Raw genomic sequence first — 21,976 nt, forward strand, 5'->3', positions numbered from 1 at the left:
GGGGGCCGCTACGCCGGGCAGCAGGAGTGGGCCATTCACCCCGAGCGCGGGCAGCTCGTCGCGCGGGTGCAGACCGATTTCGCAGGCGTGTTGCCCGAGCTGCGCCGCCTCCAGACGAGCCGCATGAACCCGCGTACCCTGGCGAGCATCCACTACGCCGAGGGCGACGGCCGGGGACGCGCCGCCTTTGAGACGGGGTTCGACCGCAAGACGGGGCTGGTCACCCTGCGCCAGGGCCGCGACGAGGCGAGTGCTCCCCTGACCACCGATTACCACGACCCCGTGAGCCTGCTGCTGTGGCTCCGGACCCTGGGTAGCGACCCAGGGACGCAGTTCACGGCCCCGTTGGCCGGTGGGCGCGCCCTGGTGCAGCGCCTGCCGGACACCGAGATCGCCGGCCTGGCAGCCCACGCCTATTTTCTGCGACCGGGCGGGGCCTACGTGTATGCCGAGCAGGCCGCGCCCTGGCGGCTGCTGCACCTTATCCAGCCGACCGATTTCGGGCCGGTCGAGGCCAGCCTGAGCCTTCCGGCGGCGCGCGCGGCCCGGCCCGAGCGGCGGCGGGGCAAGCGGTAGGTCCCCACCGGTCCCTCCCCCCGCTTCCCCCCCAGTAAGCCCGCCCCGGCGGGGAAGGTGGCCGGGCTATGCTGTCCTCCATGACGGCAGTTCCGGACGGAGGGGGGCCGCAGGGTGCCATCGAGAAGGCGTGGCAGCGGCTGGCCGACCGGGAGGCCACGCGGCTGCGCGACGCGTTCGTCCGCCGGACCGATGTGCCGCCCGAGGGCCGGTCCTGGCTGGCCTATGCGCTGGCGGGCGCCGTGCTGCTGGGCTACGCCGCGCTGCTCCTGACCGGGCTGGGGCTGCTCGGGCCGGTGTTCGGGCTGGGCGCCCTGCATCCCGTGACCCGCGTCATTCTGGGATTCGCGGCGGCCGCGCTGCTGGGGTATGCGTGGCAGGCCCGCCCCCGCTTCGGTCTGTTGCCGGGTACCGAGGTTTCCGAGGCGCAGGCCCCCGAACTGCACCGGCTGGTGCGCGAGGCAGCGGCGGTGATGGGGGCGGCCCAGCCCGCGCGCCTGGTCCTGACCCCCGAGGTCAATGCCTTCATGGGTCACGACGGCTTTCCGCCCCGGCCGACGCTGGGCCTGGGCCTGCCGCTGTGGTACGGCCTGCTGCCCCAGGAGCGGGTCGCCATCCTCGCGCACGAACTGGCCCACGATCTCAGCGGCGACCCGGCACGCGGCAGGCTGGTCTGGGCGGCGCTGTCCATGCTCTCACAGGCCCATACGGTCATGCGGCCCGACGGCGTGATGCGGTTTGATCCCAACATCATCGAGATGCTCGGCAACGCCGTGATGGCTCTGCTGGCCTGGATTCCACTGGGGCTGTACCACCTGCTGCTGGAGCTGATCGGAGCTGACCACCAGCGCGCCGAGTTCCGCGCCGACCTACTGTCGGCGGGCGTGGCGGGCACGACGGCGGCAGCGACCGCGCTCGACAAGCTGCATCTGGGTCATCTCCTGGAAAGTGCCCTGCACAAGCAGCGCCATGACCCTGAGCGGCCCCACGCCTTCGCGGAGCTGCGCTACATGTGGGACACCCTGCCCGAGGAGCAACGCCAGCTGCGCCGCGACGAGCGCGCGGCCCAGCGCACGCAGCTCAGCGCCACGCATCCGCCGACCGCCGACCGCATTCAGGTGGTTCTGAGCCATCCGGCCGAAATGAAACTGCATCTGGACGAGGCCTGGGCCGCGCGTATCGACGCCGAGCTGCTGCCCTTCGTGCGCCCGCTCGCGGCGCAGGCCTACGACGACTACCGCGAGCGCTACGGCATCTGACGCGGCCTGGCCGCGGGGCAGCCGGGACCTCCCGCCCCGCGCGGTCCCTACACTGTGCCCATGCAAGTGCTGCAAGGTGAACAGGCCCGCACCGCCCTGACCCGGACCTTCGACCAGATTCCGGTCCCGGAGGCGGTCGCCCGGCGTATCGAGGCGACCTTCGGCGAGCCGCTCAGTCCCGAAGAGGTCGTGGAGCGCATCCTGACCGACGTGCGCGCACGCGGCGACGACGCCCTGCGCGACTGGACCGGGAAACTCGACGGCGTGCGCCCGGAGGCGCTGGAGGTCACGGCCGGGGAACTGGCGGCGGCCGAGGTCGCCCCCGAGCTGCACGCGGCCCTGCGGCTGGCGATCTCGCGGGTGCGGGCCTTCTACGCCGCGCAGCCCGCGCACGGCTTTCTGGAACACGGCCCCGACGGCGCGCTGGGGCAGCTTGTGCGGCCGCTGTCGCGCGTCGGAGTGTACGTGCCCGGCGGCCTCGCGCCCCTGATCTCCACCCTGATCCATACGGCCGTGCCCGCACAGGTGGCCGGGGTCGGGGAGATCGTGGTGACGACTCCGCCGGACCGGGAAGGCCGGGTCCACCCCGCGATCCTGGTCGCGGCGCGTGAACTGGGCATCGCCCGGGTCTTCCGGGTGGGCGGCGCGCAGGCCATCGGGGCGCTCGCCTACGGCACGGCCAGCATTCCGGCGGTGGACAAGGTGGCGGGGCCGGGCAACCTGTTCGTGGTGATCGCCAAGCGCCTGGTGTACGGCCAGGTGGGTATCGAAAGCCTGCCCGGTCCGACCGAGACACTGGTGGTGGCCGACGACAGCGCCGACCCCCGCTTTGTCGCCGCCGACCTGCTGGCCCAGGCCGAGCACAACGGGGCCGAGCCGGTCCTCGTCTCGACGAGCCGCGAGCTGCTGGTGCGGGTGCAGGGCGAACTCATGGGCCAGCTCGAAGCCCTGCCCGAGCCCAACCGCGGCTGGGCGCGCGACAGCGTCTCGGCGCGCATGAAGGTCGTCCTGGCGGCCTCGCTGGACGAGGCGCTGGAGCTGTCCAACCTGTACGCCCCAGAACACCTGTGCCTGCTCACCCGCGACCCCTGGAGCCTGCTGGGCCGGGTGCGCCGCGCCGGGGGCGTGTTCGTGGGCGAGGCGAGCATGGAGGCGCTGGGGGACTACGTGGCCGGCCCCAGCCACGTCATGCCGACTGGCGGCACCGCCCGGTTCATGAGTCCGGTCAACGTGCGCGACTTCCAGAACATCATCAGCGTGGTGGGGGTCAACGAGGCGGCCCTGCGGCGCATCGGGCCGGCCGCCGCCGTGCTGGCCCGCGCCGAGGGTCTCGAGGCCCACGCCCGCGCCGTCGAGAGCCGCCTGCGGGGCGAGCAGGAGGGTCCCGGTGCCGACGTGGCCGTGCCGGGCGTCAGCGTGCCGGCGCCGGCGGGCAGGGTGGGCGACCTGGGGGACCTCGACGACCTATGACGCAGTTTGCGCAGTCCTCGGTCACCCTGCCCGAAGCTTCGGCGGGTGATCCCGTGAGCCTCGTCGTGCGCCGCCGCATCCGCCGGGGGGCCGAACCCCAGTACGAGGCGCGGCTCTCGGAGGCCTCGGCGCAGCTCGCGCGGTTGCCGGGACACATCGGCACCGGCATCCTGCGGCCCCCGCCGGGCGAGGCGGGCGTGTACACCATGATCGCGCGCTTCGACTCCTTTGCCAGCGCCGCCGCCTGGGAACTCTCGCCCGAGCGGGCGCTGTGGCTCGATCACATCGCCCCCTTGGTCGACGAACACGTGAGCTTCGAGAAACAGCCGGGCCTGGAATTCTGGTTCACACCCGCCGCCGCGCCCACCCTGCGCCAGCCCCCCCGCTGGAAGATGACCCTGCTGACCATCGGCGTGCTGTACCCGGTGAGTCTGGCGGTGGCGCTGCTGCTTGCCCCGCATCTGGTGTCCTGGCCCCTGCCGCTGCGCTCGCTGGCGCAGTCGCTGGTCATTGTGCCGGCCATGACCTACGCCTTCATGCCGCTGGCGACGCGCGCGGCGGCCGGCTGGCTGCGCGCGCGCGCATAGACGGCACGCGGCAACTCCGGCTGTTCCGGGCGCGTACTGGGCGGCATGTCGTCGCCCGCCGGTCTTTCTGCTCCCGAATCCTCCCCGGCCGTGCCCGCCCTGGAACTCCAGGAGCTGCGGCGGCGCTTCGGCGCGCGTGAGGCGGTCGCGGGCCTGAACCTGCGGGTGGACCCCGGCGAGCTGTACGCCCTGCTGGGGCCCAACGGCGCCGGCAAGACGACCACCATCCGCATGATCGCGGGCCTGACCCGGCCCGACCACGGCGCGGATCGGTGGGCACGACCTCGCGTCGCGCGCCCGCGAGGCCAAGGCGCTGCTGGCCTATCTGCCCGACGACCCCCTGCTGTACGGCAAGCTCACGCCGCCCGAGTACCTGGAGTTCGTGGCCGGCCTGTGGAGCATGGAGGCCGCGCAGGCCGCCCACGAGGCCGAGCGGCTGCTGCGCTGGCTGAACCTCTGGGAGCACCGCGCCGAGCGCACCTAGGGCTTCTCGCACGGCATGAAGCAGAAACTCGCGCTGGCCGGCGCCCTCATCCACTCCCCGCGCCTGATGCTGCTCGACGAGCCGCTCACGGGGTTGGACGCGGCGGCCTCGCGGCAGGTCAAGGACGCGCTGCGGGCTTTCGTGGCGGGGGGCGGCGCGGTGGTCCTCACGACCCACATCCTGGAGGTGGCCGAGCGCCTCGCCGACCGCATCGGCATCATCGCAGCCGGGCAGCTGGTGGCCGAGGGCACCCCGGCCGAGCTGCTGGCGCGCACCGGCACCGCCACCCTCGAAGACGCCTTTCTGGCCCTGACCGGCCAGGCGGCGCCCCTGCCCGCTGCTGTGCCTCTGCCCGACGGGGAGGCGTGAGCGCGCCCGGCAGCCTGCGCTGGTTGGTCGGGCAGCAGCTGCGCTGGCAGTGGCGGGCCCTGAGCCGGCGGGGGCGCGGGGGGCTGCTGGCCCTGCTGGCCTTCGTGGGGCTGGGCACCGCCGCGCTGTATTTCACCCTGCGCGGCGTGCTGGGCGAGCTGCCGCTGGGGGGGCCGCTGCCCAGCGCCCTGCTGGGACCGGTGCTGCTGGCCCAGGCCTTCCTGTTCACGTTGATGGTCTCGGCGGCGGTGCGCGCCTCGCTCGAAGCGCTGTTCACGCGGGGGGACCTCGACCTGCTGCTGCACTCGCCGCTGCCCGCGCGCACCGTGCTCGCGGCGCGGGCCCTGGGGGTGGCGCTGTCCGGGGCGGGGGGCGCGGCCCTGATCGTGGTGCCGGCGCTGCTGGTCCTGCTCGCCCTGGGGGCGTGGCGTGGGCTGGGCCTGCTGGGGTGGTGGGCGGCGGCGGCGCTCGGGTCGGCCAGCGCGGGGCTGTGGCTCACGCTGGGGCTGGTGCGGCTGCTGGGTGTGCGCCGGGCGCGTGTGGTGGCCTCGGTGGTCGGGGCGCTCGTCGGGGCCAGCTTGTTTCTGGCGTCGCAGTGGCGCACGGTCACGGGGCAGGACTCGGTGGGGCTGTATACGGCGCTGGCCCGCTTCAGGCCGGGCATGGACGGGTGGCCGGGCCCGGAAGCCGCGCTGTGGTGGCCCGCACGGGCTTTGTGGCTCGACCCCGGTCCGCTGCTGGCGGTCCTGCTCCTGAGCGTGGGCGTGTTCGCCGTGACGGTCCTGGCCCTGACCCGGCAGTTCACGCTCGGCGTGCAGGAAGGTGCGGGCGCCCCGGCGCCGGCCCCTTCCCGGCGTGGGCAGCGGGCCAGCAGCCAGGGCGGGGGCCTGCGCTTTGCCGGGGGCGCACGCGCCACGCTGCTCAAGGAGTGGCGGCTGCTGCTGCGCGACCCCGACCTGCTGTCGCGCACGCTGCTGCAACTGGTGTACCTCGTGCCGCTGCTCGCGGTGGTGGGGCGGGAGGGCGGCGCCGGCGGGGCGGCGGGCGGCGTGGTCCTGCTCACGGCCAACCTCGCCTCGGCCCTGGCGCGCCTGACCCTGGACGCCGAGGACGCCCCCGACCTCCTGGTCACGGCCCCGCGCAGTCCGGCGGCCCTGCGGCGCGAGAAGTGGCTGGCTGCCGCGCTGCCGGCCGCTGCTCTGGGTGCGCTGGCTCTGGGGGTGCTGGGCGCGCGCGGCCTGTTCGGCGCGCACCCGCTGACCGCGCCCGTGCTGCTGGCCCTGACCCTGCTGGGGACGGGCGGCGCGGCCCTGATGGTACTGTGGCGGCCCCTGCCGGTGCGCCGCGCCGACGCCTTTCGCCAGCGCGAGAGTCCCCCGCTGATCAACACCCTGCTGGGCCTCGGGTTTCAGGTGGCCCTGACGGGTACGGCCTACGCCGCGGCGCGTTCGCTGGGTTGGGGCGCGCTGAGTCTGGCAGCGGCCCTCGCTCTGCTGGCAGCGGCATATCGCCTGCGCACGGGCGACGGACGCTGAGCGGGGCGCGGCGGCCCCGCTGCCCGGTTCAGCCGGACGCCACGTTCAGCCGGATGCCGGGCGCCCGATGATCCCCTCGTACACCTCGCGCACCGTTCCGGCCATCTGGATGCCGCTCTCGCTCGTCAGGTCGAGCAGATTGACGATGTACGCCGGGTCCAGCCCGGGGTTGGTACAGGCGCGCAGCAGGGCGTAGTGCACCAGGCTGGTGCCGGGCCGCGCGCCGCCCGCCGGGGTCCAGGCCTCGCGCAGGCGGGGCAGCAACGCGGCGGCAAAACGCAGGATGTCGGTTTCGTGGCGGGCCAGTTCCTTCTGGAGCTGCCCCACCGAGCGCACGCCCACGTACTGAAGCAGGCTGGTCAGGCGCTGCGGGCGCTCGGGATCGGGCCAGCCGACGAGCAGCGTCACGTTCAGGGCGTCGGCCACCGCCTCGTCGAGCCGGCGCACCGGGGCCACGTCGAGCAGGTAGGTCACGCTCTGCACGTCCACGAACACGCCCTCGGGTTCTTCGGCCACGCGGGTGGGGAGGGTCGCGGCGTAGTCGCGGTTCATGCGCGCCAGGGCCATGAACTCCTCGTCGGCCATCTCCAGCAGCCCCGCGAGGCGGTAGAAGCGGCGCCGGACCTCGCGGGGCACGGCGTCGCGGTTCTTGTAGCCCAGGTCGTGCTCGATCTCGGCCCAGGCGTGCTGCAGGATGCTGCGGATCTGGATCTCGAAGCGCACCGTCTCCATGCCCAGCCCGGCGAACTCCGGCTCGCGGGCAGGCGGATACACCACGTAATGCATCCCCATGTACCCGAACCGGTCGGGATCGTGGGTCTTGGACTTGTCGACCGAGTGGTCCCAGTCGACCGCGTACCCAGCCTCGATGAGTGCGGCGACGACCTGCACGTCCGACTCGAAATAGGTGATGACCCGCACCGCCACGAGGTCGGTGACGTCGCCCAGCCGGGTATATCGCCCCGGCTTGCGCCGCAGCTTGTCCGCCAGGCTCAGCGGCTGTTTGACCCGCCCGGTAATGTGGTGAATGTTCAGGCCCGCCTGATGGACCAGCCGGCCCATCTGGGCGACGGCCGCGTCCCGCAGCGCCTCATACTGCGCGCGCCAGGTCTGGTAGTCGCTGACCATCCGCTCGGGCGAGGCGCGCACTGACGCGGAGAGGTCGGTCATGGTTCATGATAGGGCCGCTGCCGCCACGCACCGGCGGCCCTGTGTGAACGGGGAGGCGGCCGGCCGTGCTAGACCTCGCTATGCCCCCTGCCTCCCTCCGGCGCGGCCTGAGCGCGCTGCTGCTGGCCTCGCTGCCCGGCGCCGCCCTGGCCGCCCCGACCGTGTACGTCGCCTATCCGCCGCCCGACCACCGGGTCACGGCCGACCACGTGATTCTGGAGGGCCGCGTGACCCCAGGCGCGGCCCTGAAGATCGGTGCCCAGAGCGTGGCGGTGGGGGCCGACGGCCTGTTCATGTTGTGGTGGCCGCTGAAAAGTGGGGTCAACGACCTGCGGCTGGTCGCCACCCGTGCCGGCCAGACCGGCCGCCGCACCGTGCGCGTGACCCGCAGCGTGCCCGGTCCCCTGCCGGCCCGGCCCACGGCCATCGCGCCGGGGGACCTGCTGCCGGCCGCCGACCTCGAGTTCTGGGACGCGGCGGGCGACACCCCGGCCGAGCGGCGCGTACGCCTGGGCTTCCGGGGGTCGCCGGGCGGACAGGCCACCGTGCGGGTCGGCGGCGGCCCGGCCCAGCCCCTGCGCGAATCGCCGGCCGGAACCTACAGCGCCGAGGTGACGGTCTCGCCCCAGACGCCACTGGTGCGCGCCGAGGTGAGCTTCACCCTGACCGGCCGCGACAGCCGCCGCGTGACCCGCAGCGCGCCGGGCCACCTGAGCGTCTCCGGGCCGGTCCTGGCGGCGGCCGGGGCCGGGACCAGGACCGGCACCCAGCGCCCCGGCAGCGTGCCCGGCCAGGGCCTGAACAGCGCCGAGACCGTGCTGAGAGACGCGGCGGGCCGGCCCGTGCTGTACCCCAGGGACGGCATGACCTTCGCGGTCGTCGGGCGACGGGGGGACGACCTACGCGTGCGCCTCGCACCGGGGCTGAGCGCCTTCGCCCGGGCCGAGGACCTCGTTCTGATGCCGGGAACGCCGACCCCCGTGGTGGCCGGCCCGCTGGTCGTGGACGATCTGGCAGCTTCCCAGACTCCGGCCGCCGCCGGGACGCTCCCTGCACAGACCCTGGCGGCACAGATGCCCCCGGTGCCCGTCCTGGCTCCCGCCCCAGGGCCCGCGACCCCGGACGCGGCCAGTGGGCCAGCCCTGCCCGAGCTGACGCCCCTGGCGGTTCCGGCCCTGCCCGCCGCGCCGTTGGTGCCGGGCCTTCCGGCGGCGAGCCCTGTACCGGTCGCCCCCGCGGGCGACCTGCGGCTACGGCTGTCCCTGGGAGGCGCGCGGGTGCCCTTTGGCCTCACCCAGCCGCAGGCAGGTCAGCTCGTGCTGACGCTGTACGGTCTCGCCGCGCCGCCGGTCCTGGGGGCCTTGAGCGACCCGCTGTTGGCGGGGGTGGTCGTCACCTCGCCCGCGCCGGGGGTCACGCACCTTGCCGTGAACCTCCGTGCGGCGCAGCTCTGGGGGTTCACGGCGGGCTACGAGGACGGCGACCTCGTCCTCGCGGTGCGGCGGCCCCCCTCGCTGGACCCGGCGCGGCCGCTGGCGGGGCGGGTCATCACCCTCGATCCGGGCCACGGGGGCACGCAGGCCGGGGGAGCAGGCAGCTTCGGCGTGCCGGAAAAGGGACTGATGCTGCCCATCGCCCTGCGCGCCGCCGAGTTGCTGCGCGCCCAGGGGGCCACCGTCGTCCTGACCCGCACGGCCGACGTGACCCTGGGTCTCTATGAGCGGGGGGGGCAGGCCGAGGCCGCGCGCGCCGACCTCCTCGTCAGCATCCACGCCAACGCCCTGCCCGACGGGCGCGACCCGCGCGGTGTCCGGGGCCCCGAGGTGTACTTCACGCACCCGCAGGCCCAGGGGGTGGCCGCGAGTGTGCTGGCTGCGCTGCGCGCCCGCCTGCCCGAACTCGGCGCGGGCCGGGGCCTGATGCCGGGGGCCGACCTTGCGCTCACACGCCCCAGTACCCAGCCCAGCCTGCTCATCGAGACGGCCTACCTCACCGACCCCGGCAACCTGCGCGCCCTGAGCAGCGCCGACGGTCGCGAGCGGTTTGCCCAGGCCATCGCCGGGGGTATCGCGGCCTACTACGCGGCGCAGGCGCGCTGACGAGACATCGCCCGCCCCTGGTCTGCTCAGGGGCGGGCGATATCGGGTGCGGCCTCAGTTCAGGTGCTGACGAATCCAGCCCGCCAGTTCGTTGATCTTCACGCGCTCCTGGCCCAGCGTGTCGCGGTCGCGCACAGTCACGGTGTCGGTCAGGCTGGGGTCCTCGCCCTTGCCCACGGTGTCGAAGTCCACGGTCACGCAGTAGGGCGTGCCGACCTCGTCGTGGCGGCGGTACGCCTTGCCGATGTTGCCGCTGTCCTCGAGCAGCACGCGGCCCAGGCCCAGGCCCTGCAACTCGCTCTTGATCTTGCGGGCCAGCTCGACGAGTTCGGGCTTGTTGCGGGCCAGCGGAATGACCGCCACCTTGATGGGCGCGAGGTGCGGCTTGAGCTTCAGGACGATACGCTCGTTGCCGTTCTCCAGCGTCTCCTTGGTGAAAGCCTCCGAGAGCACCGCCAGCATCGCGCGGTCCACCCCCGCCGACGGCTCGATGACAAACGGCACGACCGGCTTATTCGTCTCGGGGTGCGGGATGGTCAGCTTGGCGATGCTGTCATTGTTCTCCTCGACGCGCGCCACGAGGCCCAGTTCGCTCTGGTTCTTGGTGTGCGAGCCCAGGTCGTAGTCGCTGCGATTGGCGATCCCTTCAATTTCCTCGTGCCCCAGGGTCGGGTAGTCGTACATAAGGTCGTAGGTGCGCTTGGAGTAGTGCGCGAGGTCCTCTTTCGGCACGTCCAGAATCTCGATCTTGCTGCGCGGCACGCCCTGGGCCTCCCACCATGCCAGGCGCTTGTCGAGCCAGTGCTGGTGCCAGTCCTCGTCGGTGCCGGGCACGCAGAAGAACTCGATTTCCATCTGTTCGAGCTCCCGCACCCGGAAGATGAAGTTGCGCGGCGTGATCTCGTTGCGAAAGGCCTTGCCGATCTGCGCGATGCCGAACGGCAGGCGGCGGCTCGTGCTGTCCACCACGTTCTTGAAGTTGGTGAAGATGCCCTGCGCGGTCTCGGGGCGCAGGTAGCCGTAGCTCTCCTCGTCCGCGACCGGCCCGATGGTCGTCTTGAACATCATGTTGAAGGGCTTGGGCTCGGTCCACTCGCCCACCTCGCCCGAGAAGGCGTCACGCACGCCCGCCGCGCGCAGGGCCTCACTGGCCTTGGCCGGGTCGGCGTTCAGTGCGGCGATCAGGGCCGGAAAGTTCTCGGTGTCCGCACCCATCGCCGCCGCCACACGGGCGATCACGTCGGCCTTCTGGTCCTTGACGAGGTGGTCGAGGCGGTAGCGCTTGTTGTTCTTCTTGTTGTCCACCATCGGGTCGCTGAAGGTGGCCTCGTGGCCCGAGTGGCGCAGCACCATGCGGTGCATGATGATGCTGGAATCCAGGCCTTCCATGTCGTCGCGCTCGTAGACGTTGGCGCGCCACCACGCGGCCTTGATGTTGTTCTTCAGCTCCACGCCGAGGGGGCCGTAGTCATAGAAACCCTGCAGGCCGCCGTAGATCTCACTGCCCTGAAAAATAAAGCCCCGGCGTTTGCACAGGCTGACGAGTTCTTCCATTGAGGTTGCGGGCATCCCGGCTCCTTCGGGAAGGGGAGACGTCGCCGCCCCCGCCTTCCCACAGCAGCGCCCCAGGCGGACGCGCTGCCGCCTGGGGACGCGGCTCGTGCGCCGCGCGGTTCCACCCCAGTTCCGGCACTGGGTTCCCCAGACCACCGGCCCTTTTGTCCTGCTCGGCTCCCCGCTGCCTTTCGCGGCCCGCCACCCGCCCGACTCTCACCGTCTCGGGCTCGCTCCTGACCCCGCCGTGTGGCCGGGCCGCCGGGTACGTGCGCCGCTACTCCTGCGGATCATGACCTGACCCCCAGTCTGCGCCAGGGCAGGGGAGGGGGTCAAGCGGGGGCGCACGCGCGGCCCGGTTCAGGGCTCAGTTCAGGTCGCTGCGGCTGCCTTTTTCCTTTTCCTCAGCGCGGCGGCGCAGCTCGCCAGCCAGGTCGGAAAAGTCGCGGGCGCTGGGCAGCGCCTGGCGGGTCTGGGTCTTGGCCTCCTGCACGACCTGGGCCCGCTCGCTGCGTTCGGCGGGGGGCAGCCCGGCGCGGCGGCGCTCGAAGTGGTTCTGGGCGAGGCGCCCCAGCGCGAAGGTCCAGCCGTACACGGCGGGCGCGGTGATCAGGCCGCCGATGAGCGGCAGGGCCATCTTGGCGACCCCGCGCATGACCTGCCGCGCCGCGAAGCCGTAGGCGACGGTCGCGCCCAGCTCACGGGCGATCTCGGCGGCGCGGGCGCCACTGACCTCGAAGCCGTAGATCTTGCCGATGTGCAGCACCATCTTGGCCTGCACTGGAGTGATAAGCAGGATGTCGGCGAAAGGGACCGGCTCGACCGAGATCGCCCCCGAGAGCAGTGCGGCGCTCTTGATGACCTCCTCGACGTTCTCCTCCTGGCTGAGGCCGGGGTCCACATCGAAGTTGAAATTGTCGAGCACCTGCTTGACGAGGGGCGGAAGCATGTCCGGAGTGTACGCCCGCGCCCCGCGTCCTGTTCCGGCCCGGTCTTAATACGGGTTTGGCGTTCCGGCCGTGTTCCCCTGGCCTGTGCTGTGGCCTTGCCCCGGCCTATCTGGAGCCTGTGCCCACCCGCTTCAGGGTCACGCGGCCCAGGTCGCCCGTCCAGGTCAGCGTGTCGCCGCCCGGTCCGGCCTGCACCTCGGCGCGTAGCGGTGTGCCTAGCAGGCGGTACAGCGCGTTCTCGGCCGCCATGTCGGCGCACAGCATCCGGGTGGTCGCCACGCCGCTGAAGTGCAGCATGTCGGCGCGTAGCTCGGCCTGCCCGTTCACGGTATTGCAGCCCCCCGCCCGGCCCGAGAGCCGCAGTCCGGCGGGGCCGTCCACGCTGAGTGTCAGGGCGGCGCCGCTGGGCACGCGCACGGCCCCGGTCCCCAGCGTCACGGTCTGCACCTGCCACTCGCCCGCGAGCTGGGCGGGCCGCAGCGGAACGGACGCCGGGACGGCGCCCGGCGTGGCCGGGGCCTGCGGCGCGGCGCCCGCCTGGAACACGAGGCGCTGCGCCCCGCGCGCGTAGAGCGTCAGGGTCTGGCCCTGCACGCGGTAGCGGACGACCTGCGACAGGACGCGCAGGTACGCCGTCTCGACCGTGGCGACCGCGCCGGAGCAGCCGCGCCGGGTCACGCCGAGATTCTGCATCCGGAGCTGGCTGCCTTCCAGCGTGGCCGACCCCGACAGCAGGTTGCAGCCGGTGTGTCCGCTGACCCGCCCGCCGGGGGCGACGCGCAGCGTGGGGGCCGAGGGCCCGTCCCACGTGAGGTCCAGCCGGGTCAGGCCGTCGGGAACGAGGGTGCGCAGGGTCCACACCGTACCGGTCAGGGCGGGGCTGCCCGGGGTGCTGGCGGCCGGTCCGGAAGCGGTCAGGGTGGCCGCCGGCACCGGACGGGCCGGGACAGAGGCGAGGGCAGGGCCGCCGGCAACGGCCAGCAGGGTCAGGGCAGAGAGCAGCGACATGGCTGCTCCGTTCTAGCGTCTCCCCGCTGACCCCGCCCTGATCCGCAGTCTGGGACGGAGCGCGCGGGGCCGCCTCCGCGGGCGCGTAGAATGCCTCCACACGCCGGACCCCAACCCAGAACGTACCCGGACCCGGAGGACAGGCTTCTCGCCCCGCCCGGACCGGGCGCAGCGGGAGGGCGAAGAACGGACCCCGGACTGGACCTCCCTCTCCGGGTTCGTCCGGCAGGCGGCGAGAAGTGCCGCAAGGAGCCTGTTCATGGAAGACCGCCGCATCCGCATCCTGATTGCCAAGCCGGGCATGGACGGCCACGACCGGGGCGCCAAGGTGGTCGCCCGAGCCCTGCGCGACGCCGGCATGGAAGTCGTGTACACCGGCCTGCGCCAGACCGCCGAGATGATCGTGAACGCCGCCGTCCAGGAAGACGTGGACGCCATCGGTCTGAGCGTGCTCTCGGGCGCGCACCTGCACTACTTCCGCGAGGTGATGGCGCTGCTGCACGAAAAGGGCGCCGAGGACATCATCGTGTTCGGGGGCGGCATCATTCCCGACCAGGACCTGCCGGTGCTGGCCGAGCTGGGCGTGGGCCGCGTGTTCACGCCGGGCGCGAGTACCGAGGACGCCGCCGAGTACCTGCGCGGCGCCGTCGCCCAGCGCTGGCAGGCCCAGGCCGGGGCCTAGGCGGCCATGAAGCACGCCGCGGCGTTGCCCGTTCCCGTCCCTGCGGACAGCGCCGCGCCCAGGGCGGCTTCCGGCCTGCCGGCCCTGTACGTCTCGCAGGCGCTGGCGACCGGCGCCACCACTGTCAGCACCATCCTGGCGAGCATCATCATGGGTGGGCTCGGGCAGGGGCAGCTCTCGGGGCTGCCCAGCACCCTCATCAGCCTCTCGGCGGCGCTGTCGGCAGGGGCGTTTGGCGCCTTCATGCTGCGCCGGGGCCGCCGCCTCGGGCTGGGGCTGGCCTTTACGCTCGGGGCCCTGGGGGCCGCGCTGGGCTTCGTGGGCGCCCGCCTGGGAACGGTGCCGCTGTTCCTGCTGGGGGCTACCTTGATGGGCGGCGCGCAGGGCGGCTACCAGCAGGCGCGCTACGCCGTGGCCGAGAACGTGCCGCCTGCCCGCCGGGGCCGCGCCCTGGGCCTGCTGATGCTCATGAGCGTGGCGGGGTCGTTCGTCATGACCGGGTTCGCCCGGCCGGTCGAGGCCCTGGGGGCGGCGCTGGGCACCTCGCCCGAGGTCGCAGGCTGGCTGGTGGGCGGAGGGCTGCTGGGGGTCGCGGCGCTGCTCGTGCTGGGCTGGGGCCCACGGGTTCCGGCAGGCGCGGCGGCCCGGCCCCCGGCTCTCCACTGGCGCGTGGTCTTCTCGCAGCCGGGGGTCCGCAGTACCGCGCTGGCCCTCGCCACCGCCCAGGGCGTGATGGTCACGCTGATGAGCCTCACGCCGCTGCGCGCGCATCACGCCGGCATGGACCACGTGGGGGTCGCGGCCCTGATCAGCGGGCACATCCTGGGGATGTTCGGCTTCGGCTGGTTCACGGGGCCGGTGCTCGACCGCCTGGGCCTGCGTTTCGGGTATGTGTCGGGGGCGCTGCTGCTGCTCGCGGCGGCCCTGAGCGCGGCGCTGCCCGGCACCGCGTGGCTGGGGGTCAGCATGTTCGTGCTGGGTCTGGGCTGGAACCTCGTGAACCTGGGCGGCAGCAAGGCCATGACCCGCTTTCCTGCCGCGCAGGGCGTGACCGATGGTCTGGGCTACGTCGCGGCGGGTCTGGGCACCTTCCTGGGCGGGCTGGTCATCGCCCGCGCGGGGTTCGGTACCCTGGCGGCGCTGTGCGGGGCAATTGCGCTGCTGCCGCTCCTGAGCGCGTGGCGGGCGGGGCCGCGCCGCGCCTGAGGACAGGGGAAATCGAGCGGGCCGCTTTCCCAGGGAAAGCGGCCCGCTCGTGTTCTGGCGGAACGAGAGGGATTCGAACCCTCGATAAGCTTGCGCCTATACACGCTTTCCAGGCGTGCTCCTTCAACCACTCGGACACCGTTCCAGCGCAGAGCAATCTAGCGGAGAGAAGGGGCGCAGGTCAAACCGGGCCGTGGGACCGCGGCGGGGGGTGTCCGGTTTTGCCAGATTCGGACCGGCGCGCGGCGCGTTCGCTGGCGACTTCCCCGGCTCAGGTGTAGGGGTCGGTGAGGTAGGTCCGCACGACTTCCAGCGGGGCGAAGGTGCCCGCGCGCAGGGCGGTTTCGGCGGCGCGGGCTTCGTGCCACGCCAGGGCGTGCTGCTGCGGGGTCACGCGGCCCCCTTGCAGCGCGGCGTCCAGGTCGGCCACGTCGATGATCTCGGTCTCGGTGACGTGCCACGCGCCGCCCGGCTGTACCTCACACACGGCCAGCACGTCGAGGTACAGGTCGTTGATGTACGGCACTCCGTCCTCGTCCACGCCCCCGCCGTCCCCCACGTCCACGTAGAGCTGTGCGGGTACGCCCGAGGGGCCGAGGTGAACCGTCAGGGCGCAGTTGTGCCCGGTGGGCGCGTAGTGCACCCAGCGGTAGCCGGAGTCCAGAATCCGCAGGTCGCGGCCCAGAAAGGGCACGACGAGCGGCGCCGTGACCTCGTGCGCGACGTAGTCCACGACCCTGCCGTGCGGCAGGGCCAGCACGGTCTCGTCCTCGCGGGCGACCCGGTGCCAGCCCAGGCGACTGGCGCGTTTGTGTTTCATGCGTGCAGGGTAGCGGAGGCCGACCGGTCCTGGACAGGAGGCGGGGCGCCGGTCCAGGCTCGGCGCTCCGCCTCCTGTCCCTCAGTTCTTGCGCAGGTCCTTCCAGTTCGTGCCGGTCATGAAGCTGGTCATGGGGTTGTAGGTGTCGGCCGAGATGCCGCCCAGGTTGCTGCGGTAGAAGATGTAGTTCACGGCGGCGGGCAGGTTGATGTACGGCGCGAGGTCGTAGGTGCGGGCGGCCACACGCGAGTACAGGCGGGTGCGCTCGGACATGTTCACGGTCTGGCGGGCGGCGCGCAGCCAGCCGTCGGCGCGCTCGTCGCGGTAGTTGCTGCGCGGCGCGTAGTACCCGTCCGAGGCGTAGTAGGTGTACATGAAGTTGTCGGGGTCGGCGTAGTCGGGCGCCCAGTTCAGGATGATCATGGCTTCCTCACCTCGGCCCGAGGCGTCGAGCATGTCGCTCCACTGCTTGGGCTGGATGTTCACCCGGAACTTGGGGTTAATGGCCTCGACGTTCTTCTTCAGGATTTCCATGGCGGTCTGGGCGGTGACGCTGCCGGCGCGGTAGTTGGCCGTCAGCACGAAGCCGTTCTTCCAGACCTGGCCGCCCCAGGCCCGCTGGAAGGCGCTGCGGGCCTGCGCGGCGTCGAAGCGGTAGGTGCGCCCCGAGGCGTCGTAGCCGGGAAACACGTCGGGCAGCAGCATGGTGCGCTGCGTGCCCTTGCCGCGCAGTACGTCGCTGATGTACTGCGCGTAGTTGAACGAGTACGAGAAGGCCCGGCGCACGTCGTCGTCGGCGAAGAAATCGCGCGGAATGCCCTTGCCGTCCAGCTTGCCGCTGCCCAGCAGGCCGCCCGCCTTGATGGTCTGGTTCATGACGATGGCTCCGGCCGTCACGTTGGGCAGGTTGTCGAGCCACGTCACGCCGGGCCGGCCGCGCAGCTGCGTCTCGTCGGGCGCGCGTCCGCCGCCGTCGATCAGGTCAGCGTCGCCGCGCAGGAAGGCCTGCTGGCGGGTCGCGAGCTCGGAGACCTTCTGCTGGACGACGTTCCTGATGGCCGGTTTCTGTCCCCAGTAGTCGCCGAAGGCCTGCGCCACGAAGGTGTTGGCGTCCTGCCGGGCAAAGCGGTAGGCCCCGGTGCCGTTGGGCGCGCCGCTGAGTTTGGTCTCCGCGAGGTTCTTGCCCACCCACTGTTTCCAGTCGGCCTCGGTGCCGCTCCACTTGCCCAGGCGGGCGCTGTAGGCGCGCTCGATGACCGACTGCCCGGAGTAGGCCAGCTTGGCCAGGAACGCGGGGTCCACCTTGGGCAGGGTAAACACCAGTTGCCCGGCGCTGTTGCACTTCGCGGCCGCCGCGACGCGCGCCCAGGTGATGCTCTTGTCCTCGTAGGCGTTGCTCTGGGTGCCCAGCAGACTCTCGGCCATGAACCAGTTTCCGTTGGCGCTGTTGTTCGTCAGGATGTTGCGCCGGAAGGTGTATTCCGCGTCGGCGCAGGTCATGGTGGCCCCGCTGTGGAACTTCACGCCGGAGCGCAGGTCGAAGGTGTAGGTCTTGCCGTTGTTGCTCACGGTCCACTTGGTCGCCAGCAGGGGCTCCAGACGGGTCAGGCTGTTGCCCTTGTAGGTCAGCAGGGTCTCAGTACAGGTTCTCCACGACCGCGCCCGACGCCGTGTCGTAGGTGCCGCCGGGGTCCAGGGTCGGGAGGTCGCTACTTGTCTGGATGACCAGGGTGTCGCGGGGCGAGGCGGCCAGGGCGCTGCCGAGCAGCAGAGCGCCCAGCAGGGCGGCGCGGGAAGAAAGTCTGGTCATGGGGTCTCCTGAAAGCGGGGGGATGGCGGGTGTGGGTGGCCGCCTTCCCATCCGGGTCGGGGCCACGACTCGGCCGAGGCTAGGGAAAGCGTTCACACTCAACTCATACAGAGCAGAGGGACCCGTTTCTAAAGGGATAAATATTTCGCGGGTCATTTGTGTACTTCTGGAGGCCCCGGCCGGGTGCCATGTCCCGTACCCGGTGGAGTAGGCTGCGGAAGCCACGGCGCGCGGGCGCCGCCGGTCATGCCCGGGACCGCAGCGACATCCCTCTCCAGGCGGTTCTGTGAGACGCCCCCCGGCATGTAAGGAGCGAAGATCATGCGGAAGTTCTATACGTCGGAATCGGTTTCCGAAGGCCACCCGGACAAGCTGGCCGATTACATCTCGGACAGCATCCTCGACGAGTTCCTGCGCCAGGAACCCGGCAGTCGCGTGGCGGTCGAGACGCTGCTGACCACCGGCATGGCGGTCGTGGCGGGCGAAGTCACGGCGCATCAGGCCCATGTGGACGTGCAGCGCACCGTGCGCGAGGCCGTGCAGCGCGTCGGCTACACCCGCGCGAACTACGGCTTCGACGCCGAGTACAGCGCGGTGCTCGTCTCACTGCACGAGCAGTCGCCCGAGATCGCGGGCGGGGTCAACCACAGCGAGGAGTGGCGCGGCATGTCCGAAGAAGAGCGCGCCGACCCGGTCAACGCCTACTCGGTCATCGGGGCGGGCGACCAGGGCCTGATGTTCGGGTACGCGACCGATGAGACCCCCGAGCTCATGCCGCTGCCCATCGCGCTGGCACACGCGCTGACGCGCCGCCTGGCCGAGCTGCGCAAGGACGGCACGCTGCCCTACCTGCGCCCCGACGCCAAGGCGCAGGTGACGGTCGTGCGCGACGGCGAGCCGCACGAGGCGACCGAGACCTTCGTGGATACCATCGTCATCTCGGCGCAGCACAGCGAGGACGTGACGCAGGAGACCATCCGTGCCGACCTGCTGGAGCACGTGGTGCGCGCCGTGATTCCGGCCGAACTGCTGACCGACGAGACGAAATACTTCATCAATCCCAGCGGGCGTTTCGTCATCGGCGGGCCACACGGCGACACCGGCCTCACGGGCCGCAAGATCATCGTGGACACCTACGGCGGCGCGGTCCCGCACGGCGGCGGAGCCTTCTCGGGCAAGGACCCGACGAAGGTGGACCGCTCGGCGGCCTACTACGCGCGCTACATCGCCAAGAATCTCGTCGCGGCGGGGCTGGCCAGGCGTGCCCTGGTTGAGGTGGCCTACGCGATCGGCCGCGCCAGCCCGGTCAGCCTGCGGGTGGATACCTACGGCACCGGCACCCTGAGCGACGAGAAACTGGCCGACCTGGTCGCCGCGCACTTCGACGCCCGGCCGCAGGCCATCGTCGCCGAGCTCGACCTTCAGCGCCCCATCTACGCCCAGACGGCCGCCTACGGGCATTTCGGCCGCCCCGAGTTTCCCTGGGAACAGACCGACAAGGCCGACGCGCTGCGCCGGGCCGCGCAGGGCTGAAGGCTGCCCAGTCTGAACAGTGCAGGGCTGAATTCAGGCAGGCGAGAGGGCCGGGGAGACGTGTATCTCCCCGGCCCTCTGCCGTGACCCTCAGTGGTGTTCGATCTGTCCGGCGGCCCGCTCGGCGTAGGCTTCGCCGAACTTGCGGCGCAGGGCCTCGGCGCTGGCGCGCGGCACCATCTCGGAGACGTCGCCGCCGTAGCTGGCGATCTCGCGCACCATTGAGCTGCTCACGAAGCTCCAGCGGGTCGCGGCCATGATGAACACCGTCTCGACCTCGCCGAGCTGGCGGTTGAGGTGCGCGATCTGGAGCTCGTACTCGTAGTCGCTCACCGCGCGCAGCCCCCGGATGATGATGCCCTTCTGCTGCTGGGCCATGTAGTCCACGAGCAGCCCGCCGAAGCTGTCCACGCTCACGTTGCTCAGGTGGGCGGTTGCGCCGCGCAGGACGTCGAGGCGTTCGTCGAGGTCGAAGAGGTGGCGGCCCTGTTTGCGGGCGTTGTGCATCACCGTCACCGTGACATGGTCGAAAATGCGGCTGGCGCGCGTAAGCACGTCCATATGACCGCTGGTGATGGGATCGAAGGAGCCGGGAAAGACCGCGTTCATGGCGTATCTACCCTAGCTCAGCGGGGGCTGTGTCTGGTTGATCCGGGGCTGCCTCCTGGTCCGTGGCTGCCCCGGCGGGCGCGGGGTCCGGCAGCGGCGCCGCCCGCCAGTAGAGGGTCAGCGAGTTGCTGCCGTACTCGCGCAACTCGCGCTCGTAACCCTGCGCCTCCGGCAGCACCACGCGGTCGGGATGCTGGCAGATGAGCACGCCGCCGGGGCGGACGACTCCGGCCCGGAACAGGCTGCGGGTCAGGCCGGGGATGTCGGCCTCGTAGGGGGGGTCGCTGAAGACCACATCAAACTGGCCCAGCCGGGGCAGCATCGACAGGGCATCGCCGCGAACGACCCGTGCCGGCAGGTCCAGCGCGCGGGCGTTGGCTTCCAGCGCCTTGACTGCGCGCGGGTCCATCTCGGTCAGGGTGACGGCGTAGCCGCGGCTGGCCGCCTCCAGCCCCACGGCGCCGCTTCCGCCGTGCAGGTCCAGGAAATCCGGAAACTGATCGGCGGGCGCGCGCGAGGCGAGCAGGTCGAACAGGCTCTTGCGGATACGCGCGCTGCTGGGGCGGGCGCTCTCGGGCACCTGTAGGGCGCGTCCTTTGGCGCTTCCGCCCAGAATCCGTAAGCTCATCGCCGCGACCTCATCGTTTGTCCTTCATCGGCCGCAGGGTAGCGCGCAAAAAGCCGGAGCGCGTAGCCCCGGCTTTTTCTGTGCAGCGCTAGAAGGCGCTCAGCTCAGGCTGACGGCCGTGCACAGCACGCCGCTGTCCGAGGGGGTGCCGGCGAAGTCGCTGGCGCCCTGCACGTTCAGGTACGTCGCGCCGCTGAGGGCGGCAGTGGGGATGAAACCGTCGAGGCTCAGCTTGCCGTCCTTGTCGGCCTGGCCGGTCAGGCGGCTGGTCGCAATGGCCGTGCCGCCGGTGCACACGCCACCCGGGTCGACCACGGGGGTGGTGGTCGTGGTGGTCACTGGGGCGGCCGGGTCGGTCGTCCCGGTGGCCTGGGTCTGGGCCAGCGTGCCGCCGGCGATTGCTCCACCGGCCGAGGTGCCGGCGGTGGCGGCGGCGGGATCAGTCACGGTGCTGCTTGCGGCGGCCGCGGGGGTCACAGCGGCGGTGGTCGTGGTGGTCGTCGCGGCGGCGCCGGGGGTGAAGTAGCGGGCCGTGTAGAGACCGTAGGGGGCCAGACCGGTCAGCGTGATGGTGGTGCGCGTCACGCCGGGAACCTGGCCGACCGACACGGTCCCGGCCGGGCTGTACGCGGGGGCCAGCGACTGCACGGTGGCGGGACGCGCCAGGGTGTAGGCGGTCGTGGTGGGGCCGGCGACCCCGCAGGAGGCGAGAGCGATGGAGATGGCCGGAATGATCAGAGCAAGTTTCTTCATGATGTTCCCCCTTGGAAATATGAGATGATCCTTCCCAAGAACAGGATCTCCAAGTGTAAGACAGGTAACTTTGTGGTACGAACGTAAAGCGAGGAATCAGAATTGAGCAAGCCGGCAAAAGAGCTGCTGGAGGGTGATTTTTCATCCGTGCCCTCTGCCGGTCCGTTCCCGGCATGAGGAACGGTGCTCGGCGGAGGGCAGGACTGGTGTTCTCATCTGACGGCCCAGCGGGACAGTCGTGATAGGCCTGCCCGCCGGCCTCATGCCCGACCTGACGGGCGCTCTCGTGGCCGGCGGCCGGTCCAGCCGGTTCGGCCGCGACAAGGCCCTGGCGTGCCTCGGGGGCCGGACCCTGCTGGAGCGGGCCGCCGCCAGTTTGGAGGGGTGCGGGCTGCGCCTGCTGGTCGCCCCGCCGGGCCGTTACGCCCTGAGTGGCTGGGAGGCGGTGCCCGATACCCGCCCTGGTGAGGGACCGCTGGCCGGCCTGGAGGCGGCGCTGGCAGCGGTCACGGCGCGGCGCGGCGCGGGCTGGGTGGCCCTGTGCGGGGTAGATCAGCCCGCCCTGACCCCGGCCTACTGGGCGGCTCTGTGGGAAGCCGGACACGTGCCCGGTGTCCGGGCCGGGGTCCTGGCGGTGCAGGCCCGCGACCCGCAGGGCCGGGCGCAACCCCTGGCCGCGCTGTATCACACGGCGCTGCTGCCCGGCGTGACGGCCTTGCTGGACGCCGGCGAGCGCCGGTTGCGCCTGGCCGCTCCTCCGGAGGCCACCGTGACGGTCGCCGGCCTCCCCCGGCAGCTTTTTGCCAACGTCAACCGTCCCGAAGACCTCCTGGCCCTGGAACGCCTGCTCGCGGCGGGGGAGAGCGCCTGAACC

Annotated in this window: 19 protein-coding genes, 1 tRNA gene and 2 pseudogenes; 12 read left to right on the forward strand and 10 right to left on the reverse strand. The window is 71.9% G+C overall.

Translation table 11 applies throughout. From position 1 onward, the window contains the following. Positions 1-66: 66 nt before the first annotated feature. From ASF71_RS21230 to ASF71_RS21255, 7 genes and pseudogenes are all read left to right on the forward strand, one after another. Complete coding sequence (locus tag ASF71_RS21230; protein ID WP_369815037.1) at positions 67-576, forward strand: hypothetical protein; 510 nt, start codon at positions 67-69, stop codon at positions 574-576. An 80-nt stretch (positions 577-656) separates the two neighbouring features. Then, positions 657-1,835: a M48 family metallopeptidase gene (locus ASF71_RS21235; protein WP_235514670.1), complete on the forward strand. Its 1,179-nt coding sequence runs from the start codon at positions 657-659 to the stop codon at positions 1,833-1,835. 60 nt (positions 1,836-1,895) lie between these two features. Then, a complete protein-coding gene (gene hisD / locus ASF71_RS21240; RefSeq protein ID WP_056303828.1) occupies positions 1,896-3,305 on the forward strand; it encodes a histidinol dehydrogenase in 1,410 nt (469 codons plus the stop codon). After that, a complete protein-coding gene (locus ASF71_RS21245) occupies positions 3,302-3,892 on the forward strand; it encodes an antibiotic biosynthesis monooxygenase (protein WP_056303829.1) in 591 nt (196 codons plus the stop codon). Before hisD ends, ASF71_RS21245 begins: the two co-directional genes overlap by 4 nt. 45 nt (positions 3,893-3,937) lie before the next feature. Continuing rightward, a pseudogene (locus ASF71_RS25460) lies at positions 3,938-4,105 on the forward strand (ABC transporter ATP-binding protein); the annotation flags it as partial. A 286-nt stretch (positions 4,106-4,391) separates the two neighbouring features. Next, positions 4,392-4,745, forward strand: a complete 354-nt coding sequence (locus tag ASF71_RS25465; protein WP_235514679.1) for a hypothetical protein — start codon at positions 4,392-4,394, stop codon at positions 4,743-4,745. After that, positions 4,742-6,280, forward strand: a complete 1,539-nt coding sequence (locus ASF71_RS21255; protein ID WP_056303831.1) for a hypothetical protein — start codon at positions 4,742-4,744, stop codon at positions 6,278-6,280. The genes ASF71_RS25465 and ASF71_RS21255 overlap by 4 nt, the downstream gene beginning before the upstream one ends. A 45-nt stretch (positions 6,281-6,325) precedes the next feature. Here the strand turns inward: ASF71_RS21255 and ASF71_RS21260 are convergent, their stop codons facing one another. Then, positions 6,326-7,450, reverse strand: coding sequence for a GTP pyrophosphokinase family protein (locus ASF71_RS21260; RefSeq protein ID WP_369815038.1), 1,125 nt, complete (start codon positions 7,448-7,450; stop codon positions 6,326-6,328). A gap of 80 nt (positions 7,451-7,530) precedes the next feature. Between ASF71_RS21260 and ASF71_RS21265 the strand changes: the two genes are divergently transcribed. After that, positions 7,531-9,549 carry an N-acetylmuramoyl-L-alanine amidase gene (locus ASF71_RS21265; protein ID WP_056303833.1) on the forward strand — a complete coding sequence of 673 codons (2,019 nt, stop codon included), beginning with the start codon at positions 7,531-7,533 and terminating at the stop codon, positions 9,547-9,549. 54 nt (positions 9,550-9,603) lie between these two features. Here ASF71_RS21265 and ASF71_RS21270 read toward each other — a convergent pair whose 3' ends face one another. From ASF71_RS21270 to ASF71_RS21280, 3 genes are all read right to left on the reverse strand, one after another. Continuing rightward, positions 9,604-11,118, reverse strand: coding sequence for a glycine--tRNA ligase (locus ASF71_RS21270; RefSeq protein WP_056303835.1), 1,515 nt, complete (start codon positions 11,116-11,118; stop codon positions 9,604-9,606). A 352-nt stretch (positions 11,119-11,470) separates the two neighbouring features. After that, positions 11,471-12,052 (reverse strand): YcjF family protein, encoded by a 582-nt coding sequence (locus ASF71_RS21275; RefSeq protein WP_056303837.1) that lies wholly within the window; start codon positions 12,050-12,052, stop codon positions 11,471-11,473. 106 nt (positions 12,053-12,158) lie between these two features. Further along, positions 12,159-13,061 carry an META domain-containing protein gene (locus ASF71_RS21280; RefSeq protein WP_056303839.1) on the reverse strand — a complete coding sequence of 301 codons (903 nt, stop codon included), beginning with the start codon at positions 13,059-13,061 and terminating at the stop codon, positions 12,159-12,161. A gap of 259 nt (positions 13,062-13,320) precedes the next feature. Between ASF71_RS21280 and ASF71_RS21285 the strand changes: the two genes are divergently transcribed. Continuing rightward, positions 13,321-13,743 carry a cobalamin B12-binding domain-containing protein gene (locus tag ASF71_RS21285; protein WP_056303840.1) on the forward strand — a complete coding sequence of 141 codons (423 nt, stop codon included), beginning with the start codon at positions 13,321-13,323 and terminating at the stop codon, positions 13,741-13,743. Positions 13,744-13,749: 6 nt separating this feature from the next. Continuing rightward, positions 13,750-14,949 carry an MFS transporter gene (locus ASF71_RS21290; protein ID WP_056303842.1) on the forward strand — a complete coding sequence of 400 codons (1,200 nt, stop codon included), beginning with the start codon at positions 13,750-13,752 and terminating at the stop codon, positions 14,947-14,949. Between the two features lie 55 nt (positions 14,950-15,004). Here the strand turns inward: ASF71_RS21290 and ASF71_RS21295 are convergent. From ASF71_RS21295 to ASF71_RS21305, 3 genes and pseudogenes are all read right to left on the reverse strand, one after another. After that, a tRNA-Ser gene (locus ASF71_RS21295) sits at positions 15,005-15,094 on the reverse strand. Between the two features lie 126 nt (positions 15,095-15,220). Then, positions 15,221-15,769 carry a DUF402 domain-containing protein gene (locus ASF71_RS21300; RefSeq protein WP_056303844.1) on the reverse strand — a complete coding sequence of 183 codons (549 nt, stop codon included), beginning with the start codon at positions 15,767-15,769 and terminating at the stop codon, positions 15,221-15,223. A gap of 81 nt (positions 15,770-15,850) precedes the next feature. Next, positions 15,851-17,579, reverse strand: a pseudogene (locus tag ASF71_RS21305) (ABC transporter substrate-binding protein). A 321-nt stretch (positions 17,580-17,900) separates the two neighbouring features. Here ASF71_RS21305 and metK point away from each other — a divergent pair. Further along, positions 17,901-19,112 carry a methionine adenosyltransferase gene (gene metK / locus ASF71_RS21310; RefSeq protein WP_056303846.1) on the forward strand — a complete coding sequence of 404 codons (1,212 nt, stop codon included), beginning with the start codon at positions 17,901-17,903 and terminating at the stop codon, positions 19,110-19,112. 90 nt (positions 19,113-19,202) lie between these two features. On the opposite strand, the gene coaD is transcribed toward metK, so the two are convergent. The 3 genes from coaD to ASF71_RS21325 all read right to left on the reverse strand — a co-directional run bounded on the left by coaD (position 19,203) and on the right by ASF71_RS21325 (position 21,102). Further along, positions 19,203-19,721 (reverse strand): pantetheine-phosphate adenylyltransferase, encoded by a 519-nt coding sequence (gene coaD, locus ASF71_RS21315; protein WP_056303849.1) that lies wholly within the window; start codon positions 19,719-19,721, stop codon positions 19,203-19,205. A 7-nt stretch (positions 19,722-19,728) separates the two neighbouring features. After that, entirely contained in the window at positions 19,729-20,349 is a 621-nt protein-coding gene (locus tag ASF71_RS21320; RefSeq protein WP_235514671.1) for an RsmD family RNA methyltransferase, read from the reverse strand. Between the two features lie 99 nt (positions 20,350-20,448). Next, complete coding sequence (locus ASF71_RS21325) at positions 20,449-21,102, reverse strand: hypothetical protein (protein ID WP_056303851.1); 654 nt, start codon at positions 21,100-21,102, stop codon at positions 20,449-20,451. 262 nt (positions 21,103-21,364) lie between these two features. On the opposite strand from ASF71_RS21325, the gene ASF71_RS21330 reads away from it, so the two are divergent. Next, the gene (locus tag ASF71_RS21330; protein WP_056303924.1) at positions 21,365-21,973 is read left to right on the forward strand and encodes a molybdenum cofactor guanylyltransferase; all 609 of its coding nucleotides are present in this window, start codon (positions 21,365-21,367) and stop codon (positions 21,971-21,973) included. The last annotated feature ends 3 nt before the right edge of the window (positions 21,974-21,976 follow it).

Origin of the sequence: Deinococcus sp. Leaf326 (genome assembly GCF_001424185.1) — a bacterium.
Taxonomy (GTDB): Bacteria; Deinococcota; Deinococci; order Deinococcales; family Deinococcaceae; genus Deinococcus.